Raw genomic sequence first — 19,013 nt, forward strand, 5'->3', positions numbered from 1 at the left:
AATTATATATAAAAGATAGAATAATGAGAAAATTATTACTCCTCGTGTGGATGATACTTATGTCGTTGGGAGCAGTTGCCCAAAAGATGAGTGAAAAAAGTTTAAAGAATGGCTATATTTCCAATTTAATAAAAAGAATGACGCTTGAAGAGAAAGCCGGGCAGCTCTGGCAAGTTGCGGGAAGTTTCGCTACTGGACCGGATGGGAATAATTTAGGGAGTTTAAAAGCAATTGCAGAAGGAAAAGTCGGATCAGTTCTGAATGTGAGCGGAGTTAAAAATATTAGAAAATACCAAGAGGCAGCAATGCAATCCAGATTGAAAATACCGCTTATTTTTGGAATGGATGTTATTCACGGATTTCGTACCGGCTTTCCAATTCCTTTGGCCGAAGCTTCGAGTTTTGATCAGCAAGAAATCCAAAAAGGAGCTCGGTGGACTGGTACTGAAGCCGCTGCATCGGGATTGAATTGGACATTTGCGCCTATGGTCGACGTTGGATGGGATGCGAGATGGGGCAGGGTTATGGAGGGAGCGGGTGAGGATCCGTTTTATGGTTCTCAGGTTGCGGTGGCGCGTGTGAAAGGATTACAGGGAGATGATCTGGCAAGTACAAATACCATTATGGCTTGTGTCAAACACTTTGCAGGTTACGGTGCACCGATAGCCGGAAAAGATTATAACAGTGTAGACATGTCAATGGGGCATTTCGCGAATTTCTATATGCCACCCTATAAAGCTGCAGCTGAGGCTGGTGCAGCAACATTTATGAGTGCTTTTAATGACTTTAACAATATCCCCTCAACTGCCAATAATTTTTTATTGAGGAGTTTACTAAAAGAAAAATGGAACTTTAACGGATTCATTGTGTCAGATTGGGGATCCGTTGGAGAATTGATAAATCATCGGGTTGCTGGAAATAAAAAAGAAGCAGCTAATATTGCGATAATGGCGGGCTTGGATATGGAGATGGTTTCAAATTGTTATATAGAAAACCTGGTGGACCTTGTAAAAGAAAAGAAGGTCTCAATAAATGTAGTTGATGATGCTGTCCGTCGAATCTTAAATAAGAAGTACGAACTTGGATTATTTGAAGATCCGTTCCGCTATTGTGATGAAAATCGCGAAAAAGAGTTCGTGGAGTCGGCAAAATCCCGTGAAGTAGCTCGATCACTTTCTGAACGATCTATTGTACTCTTAAAAAAGCAAGAAAACATACTTCCATTCTCTAAAAATTTAAAAAGTGTAGCACTTATCGGCCCTTTGGCGAAGTCAAAGAAAGATATGTGTGGTGCCTGGTCTACTGCGAATGTAAATAATGTGATTACGTTATATGATGCCATGAAAAACCGAGGAGTACAGGTAAATTATGCGCAAGGTTACGATTTGGAAAGTAATCAAATTGTAAATTACGATAGTACACTTTTAGCGATAGAAAAGTCGGATGTTGTGGTGGTAGCTATAGGAGAAAGAGCAAGTGAGTCCGGTGAAATGCGTTCTAAAACAGATATTTCAATTGCTCTCCAGCAGCAAGAACTTGTATCTAAGTTAGTGAAAACGGGAAAACCTGTTGTCGTATTGTTGATGTGTGGTCGTCCGGTCATATTTAACGAAGTGAGAGATAAAGCATCTAATATTTTACTGACATGGTGGTTGGGAAGTGAAGCTGGCCCGGCAATTTGCAATGTGCTGTGGGGAGATTATAACCCATCAGGTAAATTGCCAATGACTTTCCCGCGCAATATGGGCCAAATTCCGATCAACTATCAATATAAAAGTACTGGACGCCCTTATCCAGGAGACTGGTCCGCAAAATATATCGACTCTCCGGTTGAACCTGCTTATCCATTTGGTTACGGTTTAAGCTATACAACTTTTAAATATTCGAACTTAAAAGTAATATCGGACAACCTCAATAAAGGGACTCATGCCAAAATATCGGTTGATGTCACAAATACAGGCCAATATGATGGTGAGGAAGTTGTGCAGCTATATATCCGTGATGAGGTAGCCTCGGTTACACGACCGATAAAAGAACTTAAGGGATTCCAAAAAATAAACTTGAAAAAAGGCAACACACAGACAGTTGTATTTGATATAACTGATAATCAACTTGGTTTTTACGATAACAATATTAATTACATAGTAGAAAAGGGTGATTTTACGGTTATGGTGGGCGGAGATAGTGAAAACCTAAGTATGAAAAAATTTAACTTAAAATAAGTAGAGGTAGAATGACCTGTAACCCTCCCTTTTTTCGAACCGGTTTAGGAGGCGAGAATTTAAATTTATATATTATTTTTCATCCCTCAGCATAGAGTCAGTTCCCGCGGAGCTGACTCTATGCTGGTTGAGTATATCGGATTTCAATATCATTCCCTTTACACCATGTAGTAAATTCATTACTTATAAATTCGGGACCATTGTCAGTCCGGATGCTTTTTGGCTTTCCTTGCTCTCGAATTATCCGGTCTAGTAGTCCAATTACCCGCATTGCAGGAATTGAAAGGGCAACTTCAATAGCAATGGCTTCCCGGTTATAATCATCTATCACATTTAACGTCCTGAATTTTCTACCGTTAGTCAGTACATCACTCATAAAGTCGATGGACCACATCTCCAATGGAGCTTATGGTCGCTGCAGTGGATTTTTCACACGCTCCGGTAAACGTTTACGTCCTTTCCTTCTACGATTCAGTCCCAGAAGTAAATAGACACGTCTTACACGCTTATAATTCCATTGATATCCCTGCGTTCGAATTCTTCCATAATATAAATCTTGACCTTCGGTTGGATAGATCCCCCCTAATTCCTGAAGTTGTAATCGTTTCCGAATCATCCTTTCTAGATTTATAATAATACATGGATTTAGGTAGCGAAGCTACACGACAAGCCCTGCTAATGCTAATCTGGTGATGTTCTACCACATAGGCAACCATGTTCTTACGCTGGCAGGGCTTTAGAACTTTTTTGAAAGAACGTCTTTCAGAATCTTATTATCCAGGGCCAATTCAGCATACATATGCCTAAGCCTGCGATTTTCTTCCTCTAGCTCCTTCAAACGCCGGAGTTCCTGATTATCCATTCCAGAATACTTTTTCTTCCAGTTATAGAATGTCGCTTGGTGTATGCCCAAATCACGGCAGATATCTGCCACCTTCTTACCGGACTCTTGTTCCTTGATTGCTGCCAAGATCTGGCTTTCACTGATTACTGACTTTTTCATCTTCCTGTTTTAAAGTTACGAATTTTCGCCTTTTATACAGTCCGATTTTTTGGGAGGGTTACAGGGTTACATCTGCATAACATAAAATTGTGTTTTCAAAATAGATTTTATTTCAGCAATGTATCAAAGTAGATAATAAGGGTTTAGTACAATCGTACAAAAATATATTAGGATTGTTCAAAATAATTTTTCTACAATTCCATTCCATCTATTTTAATTTTATGAATATTGATGGGGTTAACCGATATTTTGTACGGGATTATGATTTTTTTGAACAATTTTGTTAGTGGAGGGTTCCTAAATTGCCGATTATTGTATAATACGCAGTGTATTATAATAATTAGTTGAAACATAAGAAAACCAATTGTAGACCCAAAATTATACAATTTTAAATTTGTTATTGTCGGATATAATGAAGCTAATCTCCAAGAGATTTAAGGAAGTTTTAGCGGTATTAAATTTGAAATGTGTATGGATGTTAAACAATAGAAGCTACTAATGAGATTTAAAAGATCAAAAATTGCAATGTTTAAATTAGAGAATAATATAATGAAATATTTAAAGATTGTTTTTCCGCTTGTAGTTTTAATATTTACATTTTTTTTTTCAAATGTTTTAGGTCAGTCGCAAAGCCAAGTTAACAAGCGAAATTATACCATGGATCAAGGTTTATCGTCCAATAGGGTATATAGCATTATACAAGATTCAATCGGCTTTATATGGATCGGTACCAATGGTGGGCTCAATAGATTTGACGGGACTAGATTTAGAAGTTTTCGATATGACAGTAAGTCCTCCAATTGTATTTCTAGCAATAGTGTGATGGATCTGCTTATAGCCTCGGACCAAAAGCTGTGGATTGCGCTTGATAACGGAGTTGATATCTATGATCCACACTCGGACACATTTCAAAAGCTTGTTATAAAGACAGCAAAAGGAGAATCAATCAGTGGGCGTACAACGAGAATTATCCAAGACAAATCAGGGGATATTTGGATCGGAACATTGACAGATGGTTTATTTCGATATTCGTCGAAGGAAAAGAAACTTAGCCGTTATACGCAAAGTGACAGAAATAATAGCAAGGTTGCGGAAGACCGGATTACTGCACTATGTGAAGATAGTGAAGGAAATATTTGGATTGGAACCTATAGCCAAGGGTTAAGCCGATATTCAAAAAAGAACAATACTTTTAGTCATTTTGTGAGAAACGCCTCTCCAGCAAGTCTGTCCGATAATTCTATTCAAAATATTTTTGAAGACAGCTATGGTTACTTATGGATCGGTACATTTCAGCACGGCATAGACAGATTTGATAAATCTAGTTCGACATTTTTACATTTTCCTCCCTCAGGAGAGAACAATATGTTATACCATATTCAGGGAATGCGAGAGTTAAAACCCGGAAAAATCATGGTAACTTCTGATAATGGTGTGAGTATATATGATTCTATTGAAGGAAATCTTCAATATTCTTTGGCAGACAATTCAGATTTTTCTTTCTCAAAAAGCAAATTTATTTATGAAGTATTCAAAGACCGCGAGGGAGGTTTATGGCTCGGATCCTATTTCGATGGATTGGAATATTTACCGCCATCGCAGAATAACTTTAAACATTATGAACTGAAAAATTCGCTTGGTTTAGGAAAGGTTGTTAATGCCGTTTTGGAAACAGAAAATGGGCAGTTTTTTATCGGGACTGACGATAATGGAATACATTCTTTTAATCCAAAAACCGGAAGGATCACCCCTTTTCGTTCAGCAAACGATATTCATTCTACCTATTATTGTATTCATGACTTATTGCAAGAAGGCAACAAGCTTTTTGCTGCAACTTATGAAAGAGGTTTGGAAGTAATCGATCTAGGTACTAAATCGGTAAAATCCTATCTTCATGATCCCAATGACCTCAATTCCATTCCCTCATCTCGAGTATTCTCCCTATTCAAAAGCAGTAACGGGCGAATCTATATCGGTACAGGGAGCGGAGTCTGTTATTACAATCGTGAACAGGATAATTTTGTTCGCTTAGACCTGAAATATCTAGTGATAGCCTTTACCGAGGATTTGGAAAATAATATTTGGATGGCTACAAAGAACAAAGGACTATATAAATATAACCTTAAGAATAAAACGTTTAGAAAGTATGAGTTTGATCCAAACAATAAATCAAGTTTGATTCGAAATTCACTTGCATCTTTAGCTTGTGATGCTAAAGGGAATTTATGGATCGGTTCAGATGGTTATGGGCTTTGCAGATATGACAAAAAGAATGATAGTTTTATCAGGTATGAACAGTTAAATCTTCCAAATCAGGTCATATCTTCTATCGTTCCAGATGGTGATATCTTTTGGTTAGCAACGAATAAGGGCTTAGCACGTATGGATGCTGATGGGAAAAATTTGAAATTGTTTACAAAATCGAATGGCCTGTTTAATGAACAATTTACCCCACAAGCTTTCTGTTTGTCCAGCACAGGAAGGCTGATTTTCGGGACGGCAAATGGCTTTTGCCTATTTTCACCGAGCAAGCTGGTTGATAATAAGCATGTTCCACCTGTAATTCTTACTAGTCTGTCCATAAATAATAGAGTGGTCACACCACAATCTTCAGAATCTCCAATCGATAAACCTATAGAGCTGATTAGGTCATTAGATCTTAGTTATAACCAGTCTACTATTTCTGTCGAGTTTGCTTCTCTAAGTTATGTAGATCCATCACAAACCTTATACAAATATAAAATTGAAGGATTTGACGAGGAATGGCATGAAGTTAATAGCGGGGCAAATTCAATTACACTTACAAACCTTCCTGCTGGTAACTATAAGCTTTTGTTAAAGAGTACCAATAGCGATAATATATGGGGAGATAAAGATCTTCAGTTTGACATAAAAGTTAATCCTCATTTTCTAAAATCTAAATCTGCTGTAATTATATATGTGATTTTGTTAATAGCCTTTGTTGTATTTCTAATTAGATATTTGTTGAATAGATCTGAAATGATACATAGTGAGAGTATTAGGAAAGTTGAGTTGGATGCACAAAGGCAGATATATGATTCTAAACTCGAATTTTTTACAAACATTGCCCATGAAATTAGGACACCATTAAGTTTGATTATTGGTCCCATAGAGTATATTTCCAAATCTAAGGAAATCAATGATAATTATGGCGAGTATCTGTCTATTGTTCAGCTCAATTATAGACGCTTGTATTCGTTAATCACTCAGTTGCTTGATTTTAGAAAGGTAGACACAGGCAATTATCGGCTTACGTATTCTTTTATCGATCTGAATCAGCTATTAGATGAAGTGAGGTCTATGTTTAAGATTGCCGCTGAGCAGAGCCATATCGAGATTGAGATTTGTACAGTTACAGAACATTTGCATTTATATTCGGACAAGGAGGCGCTTATTAAAATAGTGAGCAATTTGATCTCTAATGCATTGAAATTTGCGCGTGAGAAGGTGAAGATATCCATGTCGGAGGCAAATGGCTGGGCCACCGTTTCCATCGAGGATGATGGTAAGGGTATCGGACATTCAGAACGGGAAAATATTTTTAAGGCCTTTTATCAGGTTAATGAGAATAAAAGTATGTTTAATAGTGGGGTAGGAGTAGGTTTACATCTGACGAAAAGTTTGATCGAAATGCTAGGTGGTGAGATCGCGGTTCTGGATCGGGAGGAAGAAAAGCCAGGGACAAATTTTTCTGTGAAAATTCCTACGAGAAAAGATCAATGGAACCATATCAATGATACTGTCCAACCTTCGGATCTACAGACATTATTATTAGAAAATGCTTTCAATAATGAGGATCTTACTGTTGAGGCAAGTCAAATTATTATCGACAGCGACAAAAAGACGGTGCTCGTCGTGGATGATAATGTTGAAGTCTTGGACTTTCTTAGCAAAATTTTGGCAGAAGAATATCTCGTTATTACGGCAATAAGTGGTTCTAGAGCATTAGAGATTCTTTGTAAGGATACTGTAGATCTTATTGTCAGCGATATTATGATGGAAAATATGGATGGGCTCGAACTGTGCCGCCAGATCAGAGTTAAAATCGAAATATCCCATATCCCTATCGTTCTACTTTCTGCTAAACACGATATTGAAACCAAGTTACAAGGGCTGGAAATTGGAACAGATGCGTATGTAGAAAAGCCTTTCTCTCCTTTTCAGCTTAAGGCACAATTAAAGAACCTACTTGACAAGCGTGAAGAATTAAAGAAGAGATATGCATCTGTTCCTAATTCAGAAGCAAAGATTACGGCACATAATAAAATGGACGAAGAATTTATTGAGAGATGTTTGGCTATTATCAATGAAAATCTTGATGATTCTGGATTTTCAATCGAAAAATTGGCTTCAGAATTAGCCATGAGCCGTACATCACTATTTTCCAAGGTTAAAGCCATTACCGGAATGACACCAAACGATTTTATCAAAGTTACAAGGCTTAAAGAAGCATATAAATTAGTTATGGAAGGTAAATACCGGGTTACAGAAATAGGGTATCTAGTCGGTTTCGGATCACCGTCATATTTTACAAAGTGTTTTTCAAAACAATTCGGAATGCTTCCGACAGCTTATTTAAAAAAATGTAACTAGGCTTATTATCATAATTTATAACTTAAGTCCAAAATCGGTAAGTCAAGTACTTTTCAATGCCCATTACAGCGCCCAAAGAAGTGCCATACTATATTCTTTCATGGAAAAATGCATATTGCAACGTAAGTGCAAATCTTTTGGGGCTTGGGAAATTAATACAAGAGGTTACAGACCTGATAGATGTTAGAGACGCTGCAAAAATGATTGTTCAAAGTGTAATAGAAATAGTTCTTTTTGATTTATTTCATTTAGTTCTATATTATTGCCTGAATATTTTGATAACTTTAACATAGGGATATCAATTAATGACTGATTATAGCGCATTTAACGATTTTGAATTAGCGAATTTGCTGAAGGAAGGAAATCAGTATGCCTATACCGAAATCTTCGAAAGGTATAAAGGTTTGCTTTACAAACATGCTTTTCGTTTGTTGAACGATCAGGAAGAGGCCAATGACATTATTCAGGATCTGTTTCTCACACTTTGGCAAAAAAGGACAGACCTTAATTTCAGAACTTCACTATCTTCTTATCTCTACAGTGCGGTGCGTAACAAGATATTTGACCTGATTAGCCATCAAAAGGTAGCTTCCAAATATCTGGATTCCATCAAAGTTTTTGTCGAGCAAGGAGATTATATTACTGATGACCAGATCCGTGGGAATGAACTTTCCCGAATTATTGAACGTGAAATCGCTTCACTTCCTCCAAAAATGCGAAAAGTTTTTGAATTAAGTAGGGAAGGAGAACTGTCCTGTAAAGAGATTGGACTACAATTGAATATTTCCGATAAAACAGTAAAGCAGCAAACTTACAACGCGGTGAAGATCCTCAAGTTAAAGATCAATTCCTACCTTTCACTTTTTCCATTTTTGTGATTTTTTTTGTTTTCGTCTAATACCTTTCAGCAGGTTTCCCGTCTTAAAGTTATAAACGGGTAACCAGCCTTTAGATGATTATGGATGAACAGCAAATCACCGAGCTTTTAGAAAAATATAAGAATGGGCTATTGGATGCTCAGGAAAAGGCGATACTGGAAAGCTGGTATTTACAGCAAGCTGTAAGCAGTATGTCTGAAATCAGCGATGAGGATCTGAATCATAACCTGGCTCATATCGCCAGTGGTTTGCCGCTAAAATATCAACAGCCGAAATATCAATTATGGAAACGTATCGGTTCAGTCGCCGCAATTTTAATGGTTGCAGGGCTGTTTTATTGTTTTTTCCGTTCTGAGCACCCGACTGTTAACACTATTGCTCATTTGCAAGATGTTTCTCCTGGTGCAAACAAGGCCGTACTTACGCTGGCAAATGGTAAAAAGATCAGTATTACAGATGCTAAAGATGGAGAGCTGGCTAGGCAGTCAGGTATCAGTATTAAAAAAACAGCTGATGGACAATTGGTTTACAGTGTGTATGATGCTAGTCCTGCAGGTAAAAATCCGATATACAATACCATTGAAACCCCTAGAGGCGGACAGTATCAAGTCATATTACCTGATGGCACAAAGGTTTGGCTGAATGCAGCTTCCAGCCTTAAATATCCGACAACTTTTTCAGGTTTAGCAAACAGAAAAGTGGAACTGAGCGGTGAAGCTTACCTGGAAGTGGCTAAAAATAGAGCATTTCCCTTTATTGTAAAAACCCTACAACAAGAGGTTGAGGTATTGGGTACACACTTCAACGTGAACTCTTATAGTGATGAAGAAGCAATAAAAACGACCTTACTCGAGGGCGCTGTACTTGTACATCTGAATAAGGATCAGTCGGGGCAAAAAGATATCAGGCTTGCTCCTGGTCAACAATCTGCTATTTATAAAGCTGGATCTGCAACAGTAGCGGTTGTGGATGTCAATGATGCTATTGCCTGGAAGAAAGGTTATTTTGAATTTACCAATGAAAATGTATACCAGATCATGCGGAAAGTAGCCAGGTGGTATGACGTAGAGGTTATTTATCAAGGAGAGATTCCCTTAAGCACGATGGAGGGCACTATGTCAAGGTTCCAGAATGTCTCAAAAATATTAGATATCATGCAAAGTACCGGTTTGTTGAAGTTTAAAATTGAAGGCCGGAAAATATACGTCAGTAAAGCCTGAAATCTAGGCTAAATAAAGAGAAATTAACAACCTAAACCATTAACCAAATATGATATGAAAAGAAAACTACGACATCCGCATTAACAAAATGCAGAAGGGGGCCGTATAAACAAAACGTGAAAGTGCTCGACCACTTCCACGCCAATTGTCAGGGTCACCCTTATCCGGATTTTCATCCTGGAAAAAATCTATTAGAATCTAGTGTTAACCCAAACAGAACAAAAGTATGAAATTAAATGCTTTTCACAAGACAGTAGGGCTTAAGCCTGCCTTGCTGTCGAAAATCTTATTCGTTATGCGAATCACCACGGTTTTACTATTTGCAATCCTTATGCAAGTCTCCGCTTCGGGCCTTGCCCAAAGAATTACATTGTCCGAAAAAAATGCTTCTTTGAAAAAGGTGATCGAAAAGATCCGAGAGCAAAGTAGCTATGACTTTTTCTACATCAAGGACAACCTTAAGTCGGCAAAACCAGTCGACGTTCAATTGAATAATGTCTCAATGGAAGAAGCCTTGAAGGCGATATTTGAGGGACAGCCGTTAGGATATGAAGTAAAAGATCGGGTAGTGGTGATAAAAATGAAGCCAAGAGTCCTGATTTCAGAACTGACTGCCATATTTAAATCAGTTGATGTGGGTGGTCGTGTTACTGACCAATCTAGGATGCCAATTCCAGGAGTAAGTGTGAAGGTTAAGAACACACAAAAAGGTACAGTTACTGATGGAGATGGTAAGTTCCAATTGAACTTGAATAAGGGAGATATAGTGGTGCTAACTTATGTGGGCTTTCAATCTCAGGAAATTATTTACGATGGACAGCCATCGATTCAGGTGACCCTGGAGCAAAGCAGTAATGCACTCGGGGAGATAGTGGTTATCGGTTATGGAGCTGTAAAACAAAGAGATGTTACCGGAGCAATTGTACAGGTTAAAGCGAAGGACCTTGATCTCGGGGTGGCTTCTAGTTTCCAGCAAACACTGCAAGGTAAAGCTTCAGGTGTTCAGGTGATCCAATCCACCGGACAGCCAGGTGCAGGTGTTAAAATACAGATCAGGAGTAACCCTTCTTTTGCAGATGCAGGTGTATTATATGTAATTGACGGAGTACCAATCAATGATGCAGCGGGAGAACCTTCTTTGGGCGGGACTGTAGGTGAATCCAGGTATAAATATGGCGGAGTAGATAAATCTCCCCTTAACTTTATCAATCCAAATGATATTGAATCCATTCAATTCTTAAAGGATGCAAGTGCGGCTTCTATTTATGGAGCCAGGGCAGGAGCAGGTGTAGTCCTCATTACCACCAAAAGAGGCACTGAAGGCAAATCGACTATTGAATATACAGGTTCTTATGGAATCCAGAAACCAGACAAAATGTACCCTGTTTTCGGTGCAAAGGACTATATGATTCAGCGCAATCTCCTTCGTGAGGAAAAATGGTACAAGGACAACAATATAGCACCTTATTATGGTGCTGTTAATCCCGGATCAGTAAATCCTTACGTACCCGTGTTTACTCAGGGGCAGATAGATGGTGCTGCTTCAACTAACCAAGCTGCTACTGATGCGATTACGCGTAGCGGATATACACAACAACATAATCTTTCTCTTTCCGGAGGGAACGGTAAAACCTCTTATTTTGCTTCAGGTAATTACTTTGACCAGAAAGGTGTGATTATTGGAACAGATTACAAGCGGTACAATGGTAGGTTGAATATAGACCAGATCGTATCTGACAAGATCAAGATCGGAGCAAATATCATTGCTTCCAACTCTGATGCGAATAATACCATTACAGGGGGTGCCAATGAAAATGGGGGTATTGTAACTGCGGCGATCTACTGGGCGCCATCGGTATCTCTTAGAGATCCAGATGGGGGTTATCCACTAAGTCCATATTACCCTACGATCCCTAATCCCTTATCCTACGCAACTGTTACTGATAAAACAAAGGCGAACCGTTTGCTGAGCACCGCCTATGGAGAATGGACGATTTTGGAGGGCTTAAAGGCAAAAGCAAATTTTAGCTATGATCAGTCGTACTCTAAGAGATCATCTTATTTTCCAAAAACCTTTTTGTATGGTAGCCAGGCTAATGGTTCTGCAAGCATTTCAGAGTCAGATGCTCAATCCAAACTATTTGAATATACCTTGTCTTATAACAAGAACTTCTCAGAAAAACATCATTTAAATGCAGTAGCAGGATATACCTTCCAGCAATCGGACTGGGAAGGGTTCAATGCTGGGAACCAGAATTTTCTGTCTGATGTGTCCTTGTACTATTCATTGGGCGCTGGCCAGTCAGCCAAGCCTTCAGTAGGATCTGCTAAAAGTCAGACGACCTGGGCCTCTTATTTTGCCAGGGCAATTTATACTTATAACGGTAATATTACCCTTCAGGCCTCGCTCAGACGTGACGGTTCTTCCTTATTTGCTGAAAATAAAAAATGGGGATACTTTCCCTCGGTTTCAGCTGGATGGGTTTTGTCTGATGAAGCTTTTATCAAGTCTGTTAAACCTATTTCTTTCCTGAAATTGAGAGCGGGATACGGAGAAACAGGTAATAGTGCCTTTAAGGGGGCTGCCTTTGCGCTATATGGAACCGCTCAAAGTGCTTACTTTGGATCTAATACAGTGAGTTCAGGTCTGGTGCTGAGCCGAGCAGCAAATCCGAATCTGACCTGGGAGACTGCCGGAGAATTTAACATCGGTCTGGATTATGGCTTGTTCAGCGACAGGGTTACTGGATCTTTCGACTATTATAATAAAACCATCAGGAACCTGATCTCATTTGTCCCATATCCTGCGGGTTTCATCATTGACGGTGTTTTTGATAATGCCGGCAAAACCCGTTCCAGAGGGTATGACATCAGTTTACAGACCAAAAACCTCGTTCCTTCATCAGCAGATGGCTTTACCTGGTCCACAAATCTTACTTTCTCACACTATTTGAACTATTGGGTGAAACGTTCTGATCCAGCCTTAAAAGTTCTGGAGAAATATGAACCCGTATCAGGTACAGCTGCACTTTTTCTGCCTTTTAAAGGTTATCTTTCTGATGGTCTTTTTACCGGGCAATTTGGTACAGCTCCTGGCCAAATGCCTGGCATGCTTCCAGGCGGTGTAATCATTAAGGATATACATGGTTATGATGCTTCCAGCAACCTGGTAGGGCCAGATGGAAAAATTACTGCTGCTGATTTGCAGTACATTGGGAACCAGGATCCGGAATTTAATTTTGGAATCGGAAACAGGTTCAGTTACAAAAATTTTGACCTGAATATCTTTATGTCGGGTATCAAACAAAAGAAATGGTCGCCTTATTTAAATGGCAGGGCTACCGAAAAGACAATGGATTCTTTTGGTTTTAATGCAATGCCAATTTCTGCTAACCGTTGGACCTTCCAGAATACTTCAGGGAATTTTCCTACCTCATTATATGATGCTACCTATAGTGGATACCAGAATGGATCGGATTATTGGTTGGTAGATGCTACATTTCTACGCTGTAGGAACATCACTCTGGGTTATTCGCTCCCGAACAAATTATTGGCAAAACAGCATGTATTCTCCAGGTTTAGGATCTCGTTCGATGTTCAGAATCCCTTTACCATTACCAATTATCCTGGACTTGATCCGGAGCTGGATACTGATAATTTTTATCCGCTGGTAAAAAGCTATGTTCTGGGAATTAACGCATCATTTTAATAATTAAAGAAAAAGTCATGAAAAGTTATCAATATAAAAAACTGCCAAAGTTACTGCTTGCTGCCTTTTTATTCAGCACTATACTTTTCTTTGGTGCCTGTAAAAAAAGCCTTGATTATGTGAGTTATGGGGATTTATCAACTGTCGTTAAAACCCCTGAAGGGGCTGGTGCAGCGACTAGTGCTGCCTATACGGGTTTGGCTGGTGGAACGGATTGGCAGGGTGGCTGGACAGCTGGGACTTATGCCTGGCGGACACAGTCGATGATGTCAACCGATGAGGGAGTTTGTGCATGGGGAGGTGACTGGGCAAATCTTCGTAACTTGAATTATAATCCAGATTTTGATTGGATTACACACAATTATGGACGGTATTTACCCTATATTTCTAGAATCACGATTACCATCGAGGACATTCAGAACCTTTCCATGGACGAAACTTTAAAAAAGCGATACATTGGAGAATTGAAAGCATTGAGGGCACATTATGCGCAGCTGCTTTATTTCGCATATGGTCCGGTTACTATTGTAACTGATCCTAAGGTAGCTGCAGATCCTAATGCACCTTTTGTGTCTAGACCCAGTGCTGCGGATATGTTTGCACAGATTGAAAAAGATGATTTGGAAGCGGCTGCCGTGTTGCCAGATAAGTTTTCAGGGAGTGATTATGGGCGTTTTTCAAAAGCAGCGGTATTAACTGGCCTGATGAAATTATACATGCATGAGAAAAAATGGCAGGAGGCTGTAGCAATTGGTAGGCAGATCAAAGCGATGGGCTATTCCCTTCAGTCCAACTATGAGGACAATTTTAGCATTGCCAATAAAGGTGGGGCATCCACAGAGATTATTTTAGCGGTCGTATGTACACCAACCAGTGGAGATCAGTATACAAATATGTGGCTCGCCCATGCACTGCCAGCTGATTATCTTGATCCTTCAGGGATTAACCTGACCGCTTGGGGTGGCTATAAAATGCCTTGGAAGAGCTACGATAAATTCGATAAGGGGGATAAGCGACTTAAAGTATTGTTAAGTAAATATCCGGTAGGAAAAGATGCTAATGGTAGTGTAATTTACAAAGATGCAAGGGTTGCGGGAGATCTGGGGGCGGTTCCGATGAAATTTGCACCAGATCCTTCAAAAGCAAATGCACAAAACAGTGGGGTTGATTTTCCGATTTATAGGTATGCTGATGTATTGCTGATGCTAGCAGAGAGTATTAATGAGGCCAATGGCGGGCCCAACGACGAAGCTTATAATGATGTGTTTACAGTAAGAAACAGAGCCGGTCTTGGAAAACTGGCCCCAGGGCTGAGTAAAGGTCAGTTCCTTGCTAAAATTCAGGACGAGCGCTTATTTGAGCTATGGGCTGAAGGCTGGAGAAGAGATGACCTGATCAGGTGGAACATGTACACTCAGCGTGCTGCTGCCGATGGTTCTGCCACAGCAGAGTCATTCAAAGTCTTGTATCCTTTGCCAAGATCGGTGGTGAATCAGAGCAATGGAGTAATTAAACAAAATAATGGATACAATTAGGTTAAGGATGAGGTTTTTATTTCTTTTATTATTTTTAACAGCAGGGGCCTGTGCGCAGCCTCCTGCTGTTCCTACTGAATTGAAATTGTTAGGAACAAGGAGGTGGATCCGGGTGGGATGGATAGATAAGGTCGGCGATGAGCTGGGATACAAAATCTACTGTGCTACTCTGAACAAAAAACCTGGGCTTCCACTTGCAGTTGTGGGGCCTGATGTACGGCGGTTTTTTATTCAGCAATTGAAAGAACAGACGAAATACTATATCTGGGTGGAGTCATTTAATGCTTCAGGTGTAAGCAAGCCTGTTACCGGGACTGTGATCACGTCAAGAAACTGGTCGCTCGATCCCGATGAGTTGAAACTACTCAGTCCGGCAAGTTCCGCAGCTGTCCCTGAAGGGATGGCCTTGTTCTGGAATGATGAGTTCAATGATGAGTTGCTGAACAGGAATAAATGGTCCACAAACTATTATTCCAACATTGATTTTCTAAAGAAGGACAATCTGTTGCTAATGCGGCAAGATAGCCTGCCTCAGCCCGCAATGAGTTTCAATGGCCATAGCATTCATTTGTTTACCAATGATTCCCTACCTGTTAAAAGTTTTTATCCAGCTAGTGGAAGAAAGATCTCATCGATTCAAACTTATGACTGGCGAACAAATGAGAACTTCCTGGACAATAGTCGGGGTGGTTATTTTGAAGTACGGGTTAAAAGAAGCAGTTCCGGGAAGCCGCAAGGGGTAAATACGGCCTTTTGGATGGATTCACCAGGCCCAGATCTGAAATATTATCTCCAACAAGGAACCACATTGGAGGGGGTTTCGGGGATCAGACCTGCAGGACAAGTTTTTGAAATTGATGTGTTTGAAATGCTGAATGCGCAATTTGTACTCCATGGTTCGGTCGATCAAAATGGAAACTTCGTTCATAACCTGGCGACTCATATTGCCGAAAGCTATAATCATATTGATCAATGGGTGACACATGGCATCCTTTGGACGCCAACGAGTATCAAACATTATATTAACGGGAATTTAATTAAGGAATACTCAGATAAACACAAGATTTATTCGCCAAATCATTTTATGAATGTTTTCCTGGGAAGTTACGGCGCTGGGGGATCTGTTGATATGGAGGTGGACTACATTAGGGGATATCAATGGCCTTTACTGAAAGGGAATGAACTGCCCAATCCCGGATTTGATGCTAATAAGAATTTATTGCCCTGGGAGGGAACAGGCAAATTGTCTTCCAATGTGAAGCGAAATGGGGATTATGCGCTGGTTTTAAATCCAGGTCAGTATATAGAGCAATATGTTTACCTCAATCATAGTATGCCCTATCAGCTGGAGTTTTGGATGAAGGGGAAAGGCAATCTTAAAGTAACTGCAAAAAATCTCACTCCAGTGTCCGGAGATCTGGACAAAGGGAGCAGCCTAGAAACTAGTGGAAATGATGATTTTTCCATTAAAAGATTAGAGTTTAAAACCGGATCGGAATTCCTTAATCATATGAAGACCGTAAGAATAAAGTTTGTCAATACTGGTACTTCAGCTGTAATATTGGATGATGTTAAAATCAGTAAGGTAAGGTAGTTTCTCGCTCTTTTAGAGGGGGAGTTGCTGATTTAAAAACAACGACTTCCCTTTTATTTGTAAACGTATCTGTAAGCTTCCCGTAAAATCAGACCATTCAGAAGTAGAATTTAGTTGCTAATTTTCAGTAACAAATCTGCAGGTGTTTTGAAGCCTAAAGCTTTGTGTGGCCTATGATTATTATAATCATACATCCATTCTTCGGCCTTCTCCCTTACTTCATCCAGCGTCCTGAATACATCAGCATTTAACAATTCCCTGCGCATATTTCCTTTAAATAGCTCCACATATGCATTTTGTGTTGGTTTACCTGGCTGAATAAATACCAGAGTAATCTTTTTTTCATTACACCACTCTCCAAGTTTCTCAGAGATAAATTCTGGTCCGTTATCGACTCTAATCATATTCGGTAAACCTTTATACTGTTCTAGCGCTTCCAATGCTCTTATGACCCTATGGGTGGGTAAGGACAGATCAGGCTCAATACATAAAATTTCCCTGTTATAATCATCTACTATATTCAAGACCCGGAATTTTCATACGTCCCATAAACTGTCGCTCATAAAATCGATTGACCACACCTGGTTTATAGTTTCTGGAGTAGACAAAATTTGTTTTACTCTGGGGGGAGTCGCTTTTTAGCTCGACGCCTTATGTTCAATTTCAGAGCAGTATACACTCTATACACCCCTTTATGATTCCAGAGAAAGCCCTTCCGCCTCTATCTGTGATAACATTTCCAAAATCCAATAAAAGCACGCTTTTAAATGAGGATTTGTAATTCATCAATAACCTCACTATCATTATTTTTCTTACGTATGTAAAAACAACTACTTCGCGGAAGATTCACACATGAGCACGCCTGAAGATGGCTAATTTTCTTGATCATCTCTTCCACCAACTCCCGCTTTTCATCAGAGGTTAACACTTTTTTTCTACAGCTTCTTTAAAAGTTTCATGCACTAGGCTCAAATTCGCATACATTTTTTTAATTCGCGCATTTTCCTCTTCCAATTCCTTTATTCTTTTCAATTCATTAACTTCCAGACCACCATAGCGCTGACGCTACTTATAAAAGGAGGCTGTGCTTACACCTAAATCACGGCATAGTTCATTAACATTTCTTCCAGTTTTCATGTTCGTTGATTTTGAAGCCTATCAGGTTCTTTGTATAAGACTTGGAATCTTCAGTTGTGTCAAACTTTTCAATTAGGCCAATGATTTGTTTTATGAGCTGATAGTTCATGATTAATTGGATTAAAATAGCATACAAATATACTATATTTATAAAAAAATAGTATTATTTAAAACTAAATAAATACTTTTGTGTACTCATATTGCTGTTTGTTAAAGGTATTAGCTGATGTTTTAATAGCATTCAATTTGTAACATTAGATTTTTTTAAATAATTAGGATGATGAATTTTGAAGGGAAAAACATATTAGTCGTAGGTGGAAGTTCGGGTATTGGGCTTTCGCTGGTAAGGTCGCTGGCTCTAAATGGTGCAACTGTCTATAATATATCCAGAACTGAGCATTCGGATTGGCCTAAGGGTATCAGGCACTTGTGTTTGGACGTTCTTGATGATCTAAGTGCCATGGCAGACTTTCTTCCTGAGCAGTTACATGGTTTGGTTTATTCAGTGGGTAGCATTACCCTTAAGCCTTTCAATAGGCTTACTGAAGAAGATTTCTTAAACGACTATAGAATTAACGTTTTGGGTGCTGTACGCATTATTCAGCAATCTGTTAAACATTTGAAAAATGCCGCTTCATCATCTATAGTTTTGACTAGTTCTGTTGCTGCGAGGACCGGAATGCCTTACCATGCCAGTGTTGCTGCAGCAAAAGCAGCTGTAGAGGGACTGGGTTTATCGTTGGCAGCGGAATTTGCTGCCCAGCAGATACGGGTTAATGTGGTAGCTCCATCGCTTACTGATACGCCACTGGCTAAAAATCTATTGAACTCTGCTGAAAAACGTGAAGCCTCTGCGAAAAGACACCCTTTATCAAAGGTTGGGCAACCAGAAGATATCAGTAGTTTGATTGCTTTTTTACTTTCGGATCAAAGCAATTGGATAACAGGGCAAGTCATTGGTGTGGATGGCGGATTGGGAAAATTAAAAACAGGTTAATAGGGTAAATATTAAGAGAGGATGGTACTGTGGATCATCTGAAAGCAAAGACCATGGTTGTTGGGCGTTAGGCTTATGCCAAGCTAGGGTTTGAGCCTCATGAA

At 39.4% G+C, this 19,013-nt stretch carries 10 protein-coding genes and 1 pseudogene; 8 read left to right on the forward strand and 3 right to left on the reverse strand.

What is annotated here, in order from left to right; all coding sequences use genetic code 11:
• The first annotated feature begins 23 nt into the window (after positions 1–23).
• Positions 24–2,222: a beta-glucosidase BglX gene (gene bglX, locus H9X96_RS19860; RefSeq protein ID WP_187667953.1), complete on the forward strand. Its 2,199-nt coding sequence runs from the start codon at positions 24–26 to the stop codon at positions 2,220–2,222.
• 118 nt (positions 2,223–2,340) lie between these two features.
• On the opposite strand, the gene H9X96_RS19865 is transcribed toward bglX, so the two are convergent.
• Both H9X96_RS19865 and H9X96_RS19870 read right to left on the reverse strand, forming a co-directional pair.
• Positions 2,341–2,616 (reverse strand): DDE-type integrase/transposase/recombinase, encoded by a 276-nt coding sequence (locus H9X96_RS19865; RefSeq protein WP_187667954.1) that lies wholly within the window; start codon positions 2,614–2,616, stop codon positions 2,341–2,343.
• Positions 2,617–2,958: 342 nt separating this feature from the next.
• Positions 2,959–3,225 (reverse strand): transposase, encoded by a 267-nt coding sequence (locus H9X96_RS19870; RefSeq protein WP_187667955.1) that lies wholly within the window; start codon positions 3,223–3,225, stop codon positions 2,959–2,961.
• A gap of 498 nt (positions 3,226–3,723) precedes the next feature.
• On the opposite strand from H9X96_RS19870, the gene H9X96_RS19875 reads away from it, so the two are divergent.
• From H9X96_RS19875 to H9X96_RS19900, 6 genes are all read left to right on the forward strand, one after another.
• Positions 3,724–7,839: a two-component regulator propeller domain-containing protein gene (locus tag H9X96_RS19875; RefSeq protein WP_187667956.1), complete on the forward strand. Its 4,116-nt coding sequence runs from the start codon at positions 3,724–3,726 to the stop codon at positions 7,837–7,839.
• Positions 7,840–8,144: 305 nt separating this feature from the next.
• Positions 8,145–8,717, forward strand: a complete 573-nt coding sequence (locus H9X96_RS19880) for an RNA polymerase sigma factor (protein WP_187667957.1) — start codon at positions 8,145–8,147, stop codon at positions 8,715–8,717.
• A 74-nt stretch (positions 8,718–8,791) separates the two neighbouring features.
• A complete protein-coding gene (locus H9X96_RS19885) occupies positions 8,792–9,937 on the forward strand; it encodes a FecR family protein (protein WP_255431177.1) in 1,146 nt (381 codons plus the stop codon).
• Positions 9,938–10,163: 226 nt separating this feature from the next.
• Entirely contained in the window at positions 10,164–13,646 is a 3,483-nt protein-coding gene (locus tag H9X96_RS19890) for a TonB-dependent receptor (RefSeq protein ID WP_187667958.1), read from the forward strand.
• 17 nt (positions 13,647–13,663) lie between these two features.
• Positions 13,664–15,181: a RagB/SusD family nutrient uptake outer membrane protein gene (locus tag H9X96_RS19895; protein WP_187667959.1), complete on the forward strand. Its 1,518-nt coding sequence runs from the start codon at positions 13,664–13,666 to the stop codon at positions 15,179–15,181.
• Between the two features lie 7 nt (positions 15,182–15,188).
• Positions 15,189–16,775, forward strand: coding sequence for a family 16 glycosylhydrolase (locus H9X96_RS19900; protein WP_187667960.1), 1,587 nt, complete (start codon positions 15,189–15,191; stop codon positions 16,773–16,775).
• 110 nt (positions 16,776–16,885) lie between these two features.
• Here H9X96_RS19900 and H9X96_RS23150 read toward each other — a convergent pair.
• Positions 16,886–17,912, reverse strand: a pseudogene (locus H9X96_RS23150) (IS3 family transposase).
• A gap of 277 nt (positions 17,913–18,189) precedes the next feature.
• Here H9X96_RS23150 and H9X96_RS19910 point away from each other — a divergent pair.
• Positions 18,190–18,909, forward strand: coding sequence for an SDR family NAD(P)-dependent oxidoreductase (locus H9X96_RS19910; RefSeq protein ID WP_255431178.1), 720 nt, complete (start codon positions 18,190–18,192; stop codon positions 18,907–18,909).
• Positions 18,910–19,013 lie beyond the last annotated feature (104 nt).

It is taken from the genome of Pedobacter sp. N36a (assembly GCF_014472395.1).
Taxonomy (GTDB): Bacteria; Bacteroidota; Bacteroidia; order Sphingobacteriales; family Sphingobacteriaceae; genus Pedobacter.